This is a genomic window from Streptomyces sp. BE20 (assembly GCF_036322525.1).
Lineage (GTDB): Bacteria > Actinomycetota > Actinomycetes > Streptomycetales > Streptomycetaceae > Kitasatospora.
Window position 1 is genome coordinate 1 of sequence record NZ_JAQYWW010000147.1, and the last position, 15,881, is coordinate 15,881.

General features: G+C 77.3%; 2 protein-coding genes. Both read right to left on the bottom strand.

The window, feature by feature from the left end:
- Positions 1-8,163 (bottom strand): SDR family NAD(P)-dependent oxidoreductase (locus tag PUR61_RS00750; RefSeq protein WP_443035095.1); only part of this gene is annotated, 8,163 nt, incomplete at its 3' end.
- Positions 8,164-8,452: 289 nt separating this feature from the next.
- On the bottom strand, positions 8,453-15,859 hold the full coding sequence (locus tag PUR61_RS00755) for a type I polyketide synthase (protein WP_329874539.1): 7,407 nt from the start codon (positions 15,857-15,859) through the stop codon (positions 8,453-8,455).
- Between the last annotated feature and the right edge of the window lie 22 nt (positions 15,860-15,881).

Genomic DNA, 15,881 nt, shown 5'->3' on the forward strand with positions numbered 1-15,881 from the left:
CGGCGTCACACCCCACGAACGGACCAGCGCCAGCAGCGCCACCTCCACCGCGAAGATCGCCGGCTGCGCCGAACCCGTCCGGTCCAGCGACTCCGCGTCCAGCCCGTGCAGCCTCAGCCCCAGCGCCTCGCACGCCTCGTCATAGGCCGTCGCGAACACCGGGAAGGTGTCGTACAACCCGCGACCCATGCCGACCCGCTGCGACCCCTGACCGGTGAACACCACCGCCAGCCGGCCCTCGGCGGCGACGCCTCCGCTCCGCACGCCGTCGGCGAGGTCGAGCAGCTCCGTCACGGTCTGGTCGCCGGTGCGTGCCAGCACCACCGCCCGGTGCGGCAGCGCCGCCCGGCCGGCCAGCGAGTGGCCGACGTCCAGCAGCCGCGCGGTGGGGCGCGTGTCGAGGAAGTCCAGCATCCGGGCGGCCTGGCCGGCCAGGCCGGCGGCGTCGTGCCCGGAGAGCACCAGCGGCACGACGGGCAGCGGGCGGCCGGCCTGCGGCTCCTCCGCCGGGGCGGCGGGGGCCTCTTCGAGGATGATGTGGGCGTTGGTGCCGCTGATGCCGAACGAGGAGACCCCGGCCCGGCGCGGGTGCGCGGCGCGCGGCCAGGGACGGCCCTCGGCGAGCAGCTCCACCGCTCCGGCCGCCCAATCGACCTGGGGGGAGGGTCGGTCGACGTGCAGCGTGCGGGGCAGCACGCCGTAGTGCATGGCCAGCACCATCTTGATGACGCCGGCGACGCCGGCCGCGGCCTGGGTGTGCCCGATGTTCGACTTGACCGAACCGAGCCAGAGCGGCACGCCCCCGGTCCGGTCCTGGCCGTAGGTGGCCAGCAGGGCCTGGGCCTCGATCGGGTCGCCGAGTGAGGTGCCGGTGCCGTGGGCCTCGACCGCGTCGACCCCGGCGGGGGTCAGCCCGGCGGTGGCGAGGGCCTGGCGGATGACGCGTTGCTGGGAGGGGCCGTTGGGCGCGGTGATGCCGTTGCTGGCACCGTCCTGGTTGACGGCGCTGCCGCGGAGCACGGCGAGCACCGGGTGGCCGGCCCGGCGGGCGTCGGAGAGCCGTTCGAGCAGAACGACGCCCGCGCCCTCGCCCCAGCCGGTGCCGTCACCGGCGGCGGCGAAGGCCTTGCACCGGCCGTCGGCGGCGAGGCCGCGCTGTCGGCTGAACTCGACGAAGGCGCCCGGGGTCGCCATGACGGTGACGCCACCGGCCAGGGCGAGGTCGCACTCGCCGGAGCGCAGCGCCTGGGCGGCGAGGTGCAGGGCGACCAGGGAGGAGGAGCAGGCGGTGTCGACGGTGATCGCCGGGCCCTCGAACCCGAAGGTGTAGGAGACCCGGCCGGAGACCAGGCTGCCGGCGCTGGCCGCCCCGGCGTAGCCCTCGGCTCCGGCGCTGGCCTGGCGCAGCAGCGTGCCGTAGTCGCTGTAGAGGACGCCGGCGAACACGCCGGTCCGGCTGCCGCGCAGCGCGGTCGGGTCGATGCCGGCGCGCTCCAGCGCCTCCCAGGAGGTCTCCAGCATCAGTCGCTGCTGCGGGTCCATGGTGACGGCCTCGCGCGGGCTGATGCCGAAGAACCCGGCGTCGAACCGGCCGGCCCCGGCGAGGAACCCGCCCTCGTCGACGTAGGAGGTGCCGGGGTGGTCCGGGTCGGGGTGGTAGAGCGAGTCGAGATCCCAGCCGCGGTCGTCGGGGAAGCCGGAGACGCCGTCCCTGCTGTCGGCGAGCAGCCGCCAGAACGCCTCGGGGGTGTCCGCCCCGCCGGGGAGACGGCAGCCCAGGCCGACGATGACGACGGGGTCGTCGAGGTCGGTCCCGGCGGGACGGGACGTGACGGCAGCGGCCGGGACGGCCTGCTCGGCCAGCGCGCCGACCAGTTCGCCGCGCAGGAAGGCGACCAGCGCCTGCGGGGTCGGGTAGTCGAAGGTGAGCGTCGCCGGCAGGCGCAGCGCGGTGGCGGCGTTGAGCCGGTTGCGCAGCTCGACGGCGGTCAGCGAGTCGAAGCCCAGCTCGCTGAAGGCCCGGCCGGCCGGGACGGCGTCACCGGAGCCGTGGCCGAGCACCGCGGCGACCTGGGTGCGGACCAGGTCGAGGAGCAGCCGGTCCTGGTCGGCGGGGGCCAGCTCGGCGAGGCGCTGGAGCAGGGAGGCGGCGGTGGCGCCGGTGGCGGCGCGCCGGACGTTCTCGCGGACCATGCCGCGCAGCAGCGGGGGCAGGCCGGCGTCGCCCTGGCGGGCGCGCAGCACGGTGTGGTCGATCCGGATCGGCACCAGCAGCGGATACTCGGAGTCGAGGGCGGTGTCGAACAGGCCGAGGGCCTCGGGGACCGCCAGCGGTGCGATGCCGCCGCGGCTGAGCCGCCGGCGGTCGACCTCCGACAGGTTCTGGGCCATGCCGGCGTCGGTGTCCCAGGCGCCCCAGGCGAGCGAGGTGCCGGGCAGGCCGCGGCTGCGGCGGGCGGCGGCGAAGGCGTCGAGGTACGCGTTGGCGGCGGCGTAGTTGCCCTGTCCCGGGGTGCCGAACAGGCCGGCGACCGAGGAGTACAGGACGAACGCGTCGAGGTCGGCGCCGGCGGTGGCCTCGTGCAGGTTGACCACCGCGTCGACCTTGGCGCGGAGCACCGCGTCGAGCCGGTCGGGGGTCAGTGCGGTGAGCACGGTGTCGTCCAGGACGCCCGCGACGTGCACGACGGCACGGACGTCCACGCCGTCGAGCACCCGGTCGAGGTCGGTGCGGTCGGCGACGTCGCAGCGGACCAGCCGGACCCTCGCGCCGGCGTCGGTCAGCTCGGACCACAGGTCGGCGGCGCCGGGCGCGTCGGTGCCGCTGCGGCTGAGCAGCAGCAGGTCGCGGACGCCCCGGGTGTGCACGAGGTGGCGGACGAGCAGCCGGCCGAGCGTGCCGGTGGCGCCGGTGACGACCGTGGTCCCGCTCTCGCGGGCCTGGCGGGGCATCACCAGGACGTTCTTGCCGATGTGCTTGGCCTGGCTGACGAAGCGGAACGCGTCGCGGGCCTGCCGGACGTCCCACGCGCGCACCGGGGGCAGCCGCAGCTCGCCGGCGTCGAACAGCGCGAGGATCTCGGTGAGCATCGCGCCGATCCGGTCCGGGCCGGCCTCGAAGAGGTCGAACGGCCGGTAGCGGACGCCGGGGTGGTCGGCGGCGAGGCGGGCCGGGTCGCGCAGGTCGGTCTTGCCCATCTCCAGGAACCGGCCGCCGGCCGGCAGCAGGGTCAGGGACGCGTCGATGAGCTCGTTGGCCAGGGAGTTGAGCACGACGTCGGCGCCCCGGCCGCCGGTGGCGCGGGCGAACTCCGCGGCGAACGCGGTGGTGCGGGAGGAGGCGATGTCCTCGTCGGGCAGGCCGAGGGCGCGCAGGGCGTCCCACTTGGCGGGGCTCGCGGTGGCCAGGACCCGGGCGCCGAGGTGCCGGGCGATCTGGATCGCGGCGGTGCCGACGCCACCGGCGCCGGCGTGCACCAGCACGGTCTCGCCGGGCTGCACGTCGGCCAGGTCGACCAGCGCGTAGTAGGCGGTGAGGTAGGCCATCGGCACGGCGGCGGCCTCGGCGAACGTCCAGTCGGACGGGATCCGGGCCAGGAGCCGCCCGTCGGTGACCGCGACCGGGCCGAAGCCCCCGGCGAACGCGCCCATGACCCGGTCGCCCGGGGCGAGGTCCGGCCCGTCCGGGCCGACCTCCAGGACGACGCCGGCGCCCTCGCTGCCGAGGTCGAGCGGGTTGTCGCTGGGGTGGACGCCGAGGGCGATCAGCACGTCGCGGAAGTTCAGGCCGGCGGCGCGGACGGCGACCCGCACCATGCCCGGCTCCAGCGGACTCTCGGGCGCGGGGCAGGCGACCAGCCGCAGCTGGTCCAGGGTGTCGCCGCCGGCGGCCTTCTCCAGCCGCCAGGCGGGCGCGTCGGGCGGCGTCATCGTCGGGTCGGGCAGGATGCGGGCCAGCCGGGGCACGGCGACGGCGCCGCCCCGGACCAGGGCCTGCGGGACGTCACCGGCGGCGACCAGGGCGGGAAGGGCGGCCCAGGACGCCGCGCTGCCGTCGACGTCGGCCAGGACGATCCTGGCCGGGTACTCGGACTGGGCGGAGCGGACCAGGCCCCAGACCGCGGCGTGCGCGAGGTCGGTGGGCTCCTCGCCGGGGCCGCCGGCGACGGCGCCGGTGGTGGTGACGACCAGCGTGGTCCCGGCGTACCGCTCGTCGCCGATCCACTCCTGGAGCGCGGCCAGGACCCGCCGGGTGGCGGTGCGGACGCGGGCGGCCGGACCGGCCGGGTCGTCGTGGTCGACGTGGCCGGGCGGGCAGTCCAGCAGCAGGACGGCCGGCGGGTCGGCCGGGGTGTCCGGGCCGGCCAGCGGCAGGCCGGTGTCCCGGACGGCTCCGAGGGCGGCCCAGCCGGTCGGGGCCGGGGTCTCCTCCAGCTGGCGTTCGACCCAGTCGACGCCGAACAGCGAGCGGGGTGCCTGGCGCGGCCCGACCGCGAGCGGGCCGGTGGCGACCGGCCGCATGACCATCGAGCCGATGGTCACGACGGGGGCGCCGGTGCCGTCTGCGGCGAGGAGCGCGACCCGGTCGGTGCCGGACGGGGTGAGCCGGACGCGCAGGGCGGTGGCGCCGACGGCGTGCACGGTGAGGTCGGTGAAGGCGAACGCCATCCGGGCCGAGCCGTCGGCGCCTGCCCCGGCGAGGGCCACGCCGTGCATCGCGGCGTCCAGCAGGGCGGGGTGGAGCTGGAAGCGGGCGGCCTGGCCGGTCTCGGACTCCGGCAGGGTCACCTCGGCGTAGACGTCGTCGCCGAGCCGCCAGGCGGCGGTCAGGCCCTGGAACGCCGGCCCGTAGCCGAAGCCGGCGCCGGACAGCCGTTCGTAGAAACCGTCGACCGGCAGGCGGGTGGCGCCGGCCGGCGGCCAGACGTCCAGGTCGTCCGGCGGGGTCTGCGGGCCGGCGGGGGCGAGGTACCCGGTGGCGTGCAGCGTCCACGGCTCGTCGGGCAGCGCGTCCTCGCGGCGGGAGTGGACGCCGACGGTGCGCCGGCCGCTCTCGTCGGCGGCGCCGGTGACGACCTGCAGCGCGACGCCCCCGGACGCGGGGACGGTGAGCGCGGCCTGGACGGTGAGTTCCTCCAGCACCGGCGTGTCGACCTGTTCGCCGGCCCGCAGCGCCAGTTCGACCATCGCGGTGCCGGGCAGGACGGCGGTGCCGAGCACGGCGTGGTCGGCGAGCCAGGGGTGGGTCTGGACGGCGATCCGCCCGGTGAAGACGCTGCCGTCGCCGTCGGCGAGGGTCAGCACCGCGCCGAGCAGCGGGTGTCCGGTCGCGGTCAGCCCCAGTCCGGCGGCGTCGACGGTGACCAGGTCGGCCGGTGAGGGCCAGTACAGCTCCTGCCGGAACGGGTAGGTGGGCAGGTCGAGCGGCTCGGCGGGGCGCACGGGGTGCAGGGCCGACCAGGTCACGGCGGAGCCCGCGGCGTGGATCCTGGCCAGGGCGGTGAGGAACGCGGTGACCTCGTCGCGGTCCCGGTGCAGCGCGGCGACGCACGCCCCGGCGTCCGGCAGCGTCTCCGCGGCCATCGCGGCCAGCACGGTGTCGGGGCCGAGTTCCAGGTAGCGGCCGGCGCCCAGGGCGTCCAGCGCCCGGACGGCGTCGGCGAAGCGGACGGGGCTGCGCACCTGGTCGACCCAGTACTGCGGGTCGCTCCACTGGCCGACGGCGACCGGGCGGCCGGTCACGGCGGACACCGCCGCGAGGGTGGGTTCGGCGAAGTCGAGGCCGCGGACCACCGCGCCGAACTCGGCGAGCATCGGCTCCATGAGCCGGGAGTGGAACGCGTGGCTGGTGTTGAGCCTGCTGGTCTTCCAGCCGGCGGCGCGGGCCTTCTCGGCGAACCGGTCGACCGCGGCCTCGGGGCCGGAGAGCACGACGGCGGACGGACCGTTGACGGCGGCGATGTCGAGGTCGTCGGGGCCGGCCTCCCGGACGGCGTCCTCGGTGGCGCGGACGGCGAGCATGGCGCCGCCGGACGGCAGCGCCTGCATCAGCCGGCCGCGGGCGACGACCAGGGCGGCGGCGTCGTCCAGGGAGAGCACGCCGGCGGCGTGGGCGGCGGCGATCTCGCCGACCGAGTGGCCGGCGACGATCTCGGGCTCCAGGCCGAGGCCGCGGACGGTCTCCAGCAGGGCGACCTCGACGGCGAACAGCGCCGGCTGGGCGTAGCCGGTCCGGTGCAGGAGGTCGCTGTCGAGGACGTCCCGCAGCGGGAGGTCCCCGGGCTGCCGGACGAGGTGGCGGTCGAGGGCGGCGGCGACGGTGTCGAACGCCTCCGCGTACCGGGGGAACCGCTCGGCGAGCCGGCGGCCCATGGCGGTCCGCTGGGCGCCCTGGCCGGTGAAGAGGAAGGCGAGCTTGCCCTCGGCCGGCTCGCCGGTGACCAGGCCGGAGCCGGGCTCGCCGACGGCGAGGGCGGCGAGGCCGCTCAGGAGCGACTCCCGGTCGTCGGCGAGCAGCACGGCGCGGTGCTCCAGCGCGGCGCGGCCGGTCGCCAGGGCGTGGCCCAGGTCGGCGATCCGCACCCGGGGCCGGTCCTCGACGAAGGTGTAGAGCTGCCGGGCCTGCGCGCGCAGGGCGTCGGCGTCCCGGGCGGACAGCACCACCGGGGCCGGCAGCAGCGGGGCCGACCCGGCCGGGGCCGGCTGCTCCGCGGCCGCGTCGGCCCCGTCCGCGCCGTCCGTGTCGTCCGCGCCGCCCGTGTCGATCCCGGCCTCGGTCGGCGCGGGCGGCTCCTCGATGATCATGTGGACGTTGGTGCCGCTGACCCCGAACGAGGAGACACCGGCCCGGCGGGGGGTGTCCCGGCGGGGCCAGGGGAGGGCCTCGGTGAGCAGTTCGACGTCGCCTGCCGCCCAGTCGACGTGCGGGCTGGGCTCGTCCAGGTGCAGCGACTTCGGCATGGTCTCGTGCCGCATCGCCAGCACGGCCTTCATCACACCGGCGACGCCCGCGGCGGCCTGGGTGTGGCCGATGTTCGACTTGACCGAGCCCAGCCGGGCCGGGCGGCCGGCGGTGCGGTCCTGCCCGTAGGTGGCGAGCACGGCCTGGGCCTCGATCGGGTCGCCCAACCGGGTGCCGGTGCCGTGCGCCTCGATCAGGTCGACGTCGTCGACCGAGAGCCCGGCGTTGGCCAGCGCCTGCCGGATGACACGCTGCTGGGAGGGGCCGTTGGGAGCGGCGATGCCGTTGCTGGCACCGTCCTGGTTGACGGCGCTGCCCCGGATGACGCCGACGACGGGGTGGCCGAGCCGCCGGGCCCGGGAGAGCCGCTCCAGCAGCAGCAGGCCGACGCCCTCGGAGAGCCCGATGCCGTCGGCCTCGGCGGAGAACGCCTTGCAGCGGCCGTCGGCGGCCAGACCGCGCTGGCGGCCGAACTCGGTGAACGCGCCCGGGGTGGCCATCACGGTCACGCCGCCGGCCAGCGCCATCGTGCACTCGTCGGCGCGCAGGGCCTGCGCGGCGAGGTGGATGGCGACCAGCGACGAGGAGCAGGCGGTGTCGATCGTGACGGCGGGGCCTTCGAGGCCGAGCGTGTAGGACACCCGGCCGGAGAGGACGGCCGCGGTGGTGCCGGTGATCAGGAAGCCCTCGGCCGCCTGCACGCTGCCGCCGATGAGCCGGACGTAGTCCTGCGTGTTGGAGCCGATGAACACGCCGGTACGACTGCCGCGCAGCGTGGTCGGGTCCACCCCCGCCCGCTCCAGGGCCTCCCAGGACGCTTCGAGCACCTGCCGCTGCTGCGGGTCCATCGACAGCGCCTCGCGCGGGCTGATGTCGAAGAACGCCGCGTCGAACTCGCCGGCGCCGTCCAGGAAGCCGCCCTCGGAGGACCGCCCGTCGGTGGTCCCGGAGCCCTCGTCGTAGGCGTCGTCGAGGTCCCAGCCGCGGTCCGCGGGCGGGCGGCCGATGGCGTCGGCGCCGGCGTTCACCAGCCGCCACAGGTCGTCGGGGCTGCGGACGCCGGCCGGGTAGCGGCAGCTCATGGCCACGATCGCGATCGGCTCCCGATCGGCGGACTCAGCCTTGTGGAGCCGCTCACGGGTCTGGTGCAGATCCGCCGTGACCCGCTTGAGATAGTCGAGGAGCTTCTCTTGAGCCACCAACTCAGGCCTCACCAAGTTCGGTTCGCGCGGAGCGCGGGGAAGCGATGCGGGGGACCGCCGAAGCGCGTGTCCGCACTCCTGCCAGCCTGGCCCGAACGTAGGCCGCCTCCCGGGCGGGGGCCTACCCCTACCCCTCCCCTGCCGGGACCGGGGTACCCGGGGGCCGGGGTGCGGGCCCGACCCCGGACGCGCGCGGGCCGCGCCCCCCGGAGTTCCGGGGGGCGCGGCCCGTGACACGTCCGGCGGCGTCCCCCGGCTTCCCGTCCGGAGGCCCCGCCGCACGCCCGCGCTACGACACGCCGAGCTCGTCGATGAACCGGAAGACCTCGTCGGCGCTGGCCGCCTCCAGCCGGTCGCTCACCGACTCCGCGCCGTCCTCCGCCGGGCCGGCGTCCTCGTCGAGGCCCGCGAGCAGACCGCGCAGCCGCATGGCGACCCGCAGGCGCAGCGCGGTGTCGTCCGCGGTGGCCGTCAGCGCCTCGGTCAGCCGGTCGATGGTGGCCAGCACGCTCTCCGGGGTCGCGCCGCCGCCCGTCACCAGGCCCTCCAGCAGCAGTCCGGCCACCGCCGCCGGGGTCGGCCGGTCGAAGACCAGCGTCGCCGGCAGGGACAGGCCGGTGGCGGCGGTCAGCCGGTTGCGCAGATCGACCGCGGTCAGCGAGTCGAACCCGAACTCCTTGAACGGGCGGCGGGCCTCGACCGCGTCCGGGCCGTCGTGCCCGAGGACGGCGGCGGCGTGGCCGCGCACCAGGTCGAGCGCGATCTGCTCGTGCTCGTGCGGGGGTGCGGCGGCCAGCTGCTCGCGCAGCGCCGCACCGGCGTCGGCCGGCGGGGCGGCCTCGGCGGTCGCCCGCAGGGCCCGGACGTCCGGCAGGTCGGCGATCAGCGGGCGGGACCTCGCGAAGCCGAAGGCCGGGGCGAAGACCGACCAGTCGACGTCGGCGACCGCGAGGAAGGTCTCCCCCGCCCCGGCGGCCTGCCGCATCGCGGTGATCGCGGCCTCGGGGGACATGCCCCGGAAGCCGCGCCGGCGCATGTACTCCTCGCCTCCGGTCGCCTCGGCCATCCCGCCGCCGTCCCACAGCCCCCAGGCCACCGACGTGACCGGCAGGCCACGCTCGCGGGCCTGCTCGGCCAGCACGTCGAGGGCGGCGTTGGCCGCGCCGTAGGTGCCCTGGCGGGCGCTGCCCCAGACGCCGGAGTTGGACGAGAACAGCACCGCCTGCTCCAGGTGCGCCGGGTCGAGCAGGTCGAGCAGGTGGACCGCGCCCTCGACCTTGCCGGAGCTCACCTCCGCCAGCTCGGCCGCGGTCGCGTCGGCGAGCAGGCCGGGGCTGAGCGTGCCGGCGGCGTGGACCAGGGCGGTGACCGGCCCGGGCAGGCCGGCCAGCAGCTCGGCGACCTGCGTCCGGTCGGCGGTGTCGCAGGCGGCGACGGTCACCCGCGCGCCGAGCGCGGTCAGCTCCTCGCGCAGGTCCACGGCGCCGGGGGCGGCCTCGCCCCGGCGGCTGGTGAGCACGACGTGGTCGGCGCCGGACCCGGCGGCCCACCGGGCCACGTGCGCGCCGAGCGCGCCGGTGCCCCCGGTGATCAGCACGGTGCCGCGCGGCTCCCACAGCGGTGCGGCCGGGTCGGCCGGCGCGGGCAGCAGGCGGCGGGCCAGCACACCGCCGGTGCGGACGGCCACCTGGTCCTCGTCGTCGAGGCCGGCGAGGACGGCCGCCGTCCGGCCCGCGGAGCGGGCGTCCAGCGTGGCGGGCAGGTCGAGCACACCGCCCCAGGTCTCCGGGTGCTCCAGGGCGAAGGTGCGGGCCAGCGCCCAGACCTGCGCGGGGGCGAGCCGGGGCGCCGGGTCGCCGGGGACGGCGGCGACCGCGCCCCGGGTGAGGATCCACAGCGCGGTGTCCACGCCGCCGATCTCCCGGAACAGCGCGAGCGTGTCGAGGAGCCCCCGCTCGTCGTCGCCGAGCGCCAGCAGCGACACGACGCCCCGGTAGGGCCCGGCGGCCAGGGTCGCCCGGTCGACGGCCGTGCTGTGCTCGACCTCGGCACCGGCGGCGGCCAGCAGGTCCGTCACCTCGCCGGGGTCGACGTCGGCCGGGTGGAGGACCAGCCAGGTGCCCGACAGCCGGCCCGGCTCCGGCTCCGGCAGGGACCTGAACGCGATCCGGAACCGCCAGGCGTCCAGCTGCGAGCGCTCCTGGCGACCGCGGCGCCAGCCGGCGAGCGCGGGCAGCACGGGGGTGAGGGCGCCGGGATCGACGCCGAGGGTCTTGCCGAGCAGCGCCGCGTCGGCGGTCTCGACCGCGTTCCAGAACTCGTCGTCCGGGTCGTCGGCGGCCGCGCCGGGCTCGTCGGCCAGCCAGTAGCGCTGGTGCTGGAAGGCGTAGGTGGGGACCCCGGGCGCCCGGCGGCCTCCGGCGAGCAGCGCGGCCCAGTCGACCGGCACGCCGGCCACCCACGCCTCGGCGAGGGTCCGGACCTGGCGGCCGGGACCGTCCTCGTCACGGCGGAGTGTGCCGGCCACGGCCGCCTCGCCCGGACCGGCGACGTCCTGGATGCTGGCGGTGAGCACCGGGTGCGGGCTGACCTCGACGAAGTGCCGGTAGCCGTCGGCGAGCAGGCGCCCCACGGTCGCGGCGAACCGGACCGGCTGCCGCAGGTTGTCGTACCAGTAGTCGGCGCCGTCCTCGGGCGTCATGGGCTCGGCCCGGACGGTCGAGTACCAGGGCACCCGGCCGGCGCCGATGCGCACCGGGGCGAGCCCCTCCAGCACACGGTCACGGAGGACCTCGACCTGGACGGAGTGGCCGGCGGCACTGGACTTGACCCGGCGGGCCCGCACGCCCTCCGCCTCGTAGCGGGCGGCCAGCTCGTCGACCGCGTCGGACTCGCCGGCCACGATCACCGAGGCCGGTCCGTTCACCGCGGCGATCTCCAGCCGGATCCGCCCCCGGCCGTCCTCGTACTCGGCGATCCGGGCGGCCACGTCGGCCTCGGCCGCGGCGACCGAGAGCATGGCGCCGGCGCCGGCGATCGCCATCAGTTCCCGGCTGCGCAGCGCGACGATCCTGGCCGCGTCGGCGAGGGTGAGCGCACCGGCGACGCAGGCCGCCGCGATCTCGCCCTGGGAGTGCCCGACGACCGCCGCCGGGGTGACGCCGTGCGCGTCCCACCAGGCCGCCAGCGAGACCATCACGGAGAACAGCACCGGCTGGACGACGTCGAGCCGGCCGAGCGGCGGGGTCCCCGCCTCCTGGCGGAGCACCGCCTCCACCGACCAGTCCAGGTAGGCGCCGAGGGCGGCGTCGCACTCGCGCAGGCGGGTGGCGAAGGCCGGGGAGCTCTCCAGCAGCCCCGCGGCCATGCCCTCCCACTGGCCGCCCTGGCCGGGGAAGACGAGGACCACGCCGCCGGGGGGCCCGGCCACTCCGGCGACGACGCCGGCTGCGGGCCGCCCGTCGGCCAGCGCGGCCAGCGCGGGTCCGTCCAGCGCGACGGCGCGGTGCTCCAGCCGGGCCCGGCCGGCGAGGGTGTGCGCGACGTCGGTCAGCGGCAGGCCGGGCCGCTCGCGCAGGAACGCGGCCAGTCGGCGGGCCTGCGCGGCCGGCACGCCCCGGTCGCGGCCGGAGAGCAGCAGCGGGACGACCGGCAGCTCCGGGTTCTCCGGCGCGGGCGGCACGGACGGCGCCTGCTCCAGCACGACGTGGGCGTTGGTGCCGCTGATGCCGAAGGACGAGACGGCGGCGCGGCGCGGCCGGCCGGTCTCGGGCCAGGACCGCTCGGCGTCCAGCAGCGCGACGGCGCCGGACTCCCAGTCGATGTGCGGGGAGGGGGCGTCGATGTGCAGGCTTCGGGGCAGCAGCCCGCGGTCGAGCGAGAGGATCATCTTGATCAGTCCGGCGACGCCGGCGGCGGCCTGGGTGTGGCCGAGGTTGGACTTCACCGAGCCGAGCCAGAGCGGCGCGTCGCCGTCGCGGTCCTGGCCGTACGTGGCCAGCAGGGCCTGGGCCTCGATCGGGTCGCCCAGCCGGGTGCCGGTGCCGTGCGCCTCGACCGCGTCGACGTCCTGCGGCGTCAGACCGGCGTTGGCCAGCGCGGCCCGGATGACCCGCTGCTGGGAGGGGCCGTTGGGCGCGGTCAGGCCGTTCGAGGCGCCGTCCTGGTTGACCGCCGTGCCCCGGACGACCGCCAGCACGGGGTGGCCCAGGCGCAGGGCGTCGGAGAGGCGCGCGACCAGCAGCACGCCCGCCCCCTCCGACCAGGTGGCCCCGTCGGCGGCGGCGGAGAACGGCTTGCACCGGCCGTCGGCGGCCGAACCGCCCTGCCGGGCGACCTCGACGAAGGTGCTGGGGTTCGCCATCACCGAGACGCCGCCGGCCAGCGCGAGTTCGCACTCGCCCCGGCGCAGGGACTCCGCGGCCAGGTGCAGCGCGACCAGCGAGGAGGAGCAGGCGGTGTCGACGGTGAGCGCCGGGCCCTCCAGACCGAAGACGTAGGAGACGCGGCCGGACGCCACACTGCCGGAGACACCGGTCGCGCGGTAGCCCTCGACGCCCTCGGGCAGCGTCGACAGGCCGGTGCCGTAGTCGTGGTACATCAGGCCGGTGAAGACGCCGGTCCGGGAGCCGCGCAGCCCGGTCGGGTCGAGGCCGGCACGTTCGAACGCCTCCCACGAGGTCTCCAGCAGCAGCCGCTGCTGCGGGTCCATCGCGAGGGCCTCGCGCGGGGAGATGCCGAACAGGCCGGCGTCGAACTCGCCGGCGTCGTGCAGGAATCCGCCCTGCCGGGTGAAGTGGTAGCCGCCGAAGTCCCAGCCACGGTCGGTGGGGAAGCCGGAGATCGCGTCGCCGCCGTCGCGCAGCAGCTGCCAGAGGTCCTCGGGGGTGCGCACCCCGCCGGGGAAGCGGCAGGCCATGCCGATGACGGCGATCGGCTCGTCGGTGCGCACCGGGCCGGTCCGCTCCTGCGCCGCGTCCGCCGTCCGGTCGGAACCGAGCGCCCGGTCGAGCAGGTAGCGGGCGATGGCACGGGCGTTGGGGTAGTCGAACGCGAGCGTCGCCGGCAGCGTCAGGCCGGTGGCGGGCTGCAGGCGGTTGCGCAGCTCGACCGCGGTCAGCGAGTCGAAGCCCAGTTCACGCAGCGCCCGGTTGCCGTCGATCGCGCTGCCCGCGGCGAACCCCAGGACGGCGGCGATCGTGCCGCGGACCAGTTCGGTGGCGGTCTGCTCGCGTTCCGCCTCGGGCAGACCGGCGAGCCGCCGGGCGAACGTGCCCGGGCCGTCGGCGGTGGCGGCCCGGCGCGGGCCGGTCCGGACCAGCCCGGACAGGACGGGCGGGAGCAGCCCGCCCTCGGCGGTGGTCCGCAGCGCGGGCAGGCTCAGCGCGACCGGCACGGCCAGCGCGGTGTCGGCGCGCAGGGCCGCGTCGAACAGCGCCAGGCCCTGCCCGACCTCCAGCGGCAGGATGCCGCCGCGCCGCAGCCGGCGCCGGTCGGCGCCGGTGAGGTTGCCGGCCATGCCCTCGTCGGTGTCCCACAGGCCCCAGGCCAGCGAGGTCGCCGGCAGGCCCCGGGCCCGCCGGAAGGCCGCGAACGCGTCGGTGAACGTGTTGGCGGCGGCGTAGTTGGCCTGCCCGGCGTTGCCGAGGACGCCGGCGGCCGAGGAGAACAGCACGAACGCGGCGAGCGGCCGGCCGGCCGTGGCCTCGTGCAGGTTGCGGACGGCGTCCGTCTTGGGGCGCAGGACGGCGTCCAGGCGGTCGGGGGTGAGGTCGGCCAGCAGCCCGTCGTCGAGCACCCCGGCGGTGTGGACGACGGCGGTGACCGGCACGCCGCTCAGCGCGGCCTCGACGGCCGCCCGGTCGGTGACGTCGCAGGCGACCGCGCGCACCTGCGCACCGTCGAGGTCGAGGCTGCCGCCGGAGCGGGACAGCAGCAGCAGGTCGCGGACCCCGTGGACGGCGACCAGGTGACGGGCGATCAGGCGGCCGAGCGTGCCGGTGGCGCCGGTGACCACCACCGTGCCGGCGGTCAGGTCGGGGAGTTCGCCGTCCGGTCCGGCGTGCCGGACGATCCGGGGCACCACGATCCGGTCGCCGCGCACCGCCGCCTGGGGGTGTCCGGCCGCGAGCACGTCCGGGATCCGGTCCGCGGTCGGGGCGTCGACGACGGTGAGGCGGCCGGGGTGCTCGTTCTGTGCAGAGCGGACCAGCCCCCAGACGGCCGCCGAGAGCAGTCCGGGCACGGCGTCCCCGGGGTCCGCGGCGATCGCGCCGTCGGTGTGCACGACCAGGTGGGTGTCGGACCGGCGTTCGTCGCCGAGGAACCGCTGGAGGGTCTCCAGCAGCTGTCCGGTGCGGCTGCGCACCGCGTCGGCGTCCGGGGCGGCGCCCGGGTCGGCGGTGGTCGCGGGGTCGGCGCCCGGGGCGGGGGCGGTCGCGGTGCAGTCCAGCACCAGGACCTCGCCGGGGTCGGCGGGGAGCGCGTCGCCGAGCGTGATCGTGGGCAGCGCGCCCGCCGCGCCCGCCGGCACGCCGGCGTCCGTCCAGTCCAGCGTGTAGAGCGGGGCGCCGGGTGCGGCGCCGGTCCGGTCGGCCGTGACCGGCCGGACCGCGAGCGCGTCGACGTCGAGGACGGGGAGCCCCGCCTCGTCGGCGGCGTGCAGCCGGACCGTCTCGGCTCCCTCGCCCGCAGTGAGCCGGACCCGCAGGGAGCGGGCACCGACGGCGTGCAGGCGGACGCCGTTGAAGGCGAACGGCAGCCGGGCCGCGCCGTCCTCGCCGGGCACCAGACCACCGGCGGCCAGTGCGTGCAGGCAGGCGTCGAACAGCGCCGGGTGGAGACCGAAGCCGCCGGAGTCGGCGTCGCCCCCGGTGCCGAGGGCGACCTCGGCAAGGATCTCGCCGTCGCGGCGCCACACCTGGCGCAGGCCCCGGAACACGGGACCGTAGACCAGGCCGGTGTCCGCCAGCGCGGCGTAGAGGGTCTCGGCGTCGACCGGCTCGGCGTCGCGCGGCGGCCACGGCAGGTCCGCCGGCGGCGGCACCGGTGCCGAGCCGGCCGGGCGGAGGGTGCCGGTGGCGTGGGTCGTCCAGGGGTGTTCCCCGTCGGGGCGGGAGTGGACGGTGACCGTGCGGCCCCCGCCCTCCCGCCCGGTCGCGGCGACGGTGACGCGCAGGTCCGCCCCGCCGCCCTCGGGCAGCGCCAGCGGCGCCTGGAGCAGGAGCTCCTCGACGACCGGGGCGTCGGTGAACTCTCCGGCGGCGAGGACCAGTTCGACCAGGGCCGCGCCGGGGACCAGGACGGTGCCGAGCACGTCGTGGTCGACGAGCCAGGGCTGGGTGCGCCGGGAGAGGTGCCCGGTGAAGACGACGGTGTCGGAGTCGGGCAGCCGGACGGCCGCCGCGAGCAGCGGGTGACCGGTGCCGTCCAGGCCGGCCCCGGCGAGGTCGCCCGTGCCGGGCTCGGAGGCGAGCCAGTAGTGCTGCCGCTGGAAGGGGTAGGTCGGCAGGTCGGGCAGGCGGCGGCCGTCGGTGGGCCAGGCCCGCCAGTCGACCTCGGCGCCGCGGACCCACGCCTCGCCGAGCGCGCGGATCTGCCCGGCCGGGCCGTCCTCGCCCCGGCGCAGCGTCCCCCACACCCCCGCGTCGGGCGCGCACTGCTCCAGCGCCACGGTGAGCACCGGGTGCCCCGACACCTCCGCGAACAGCCGGAAACCC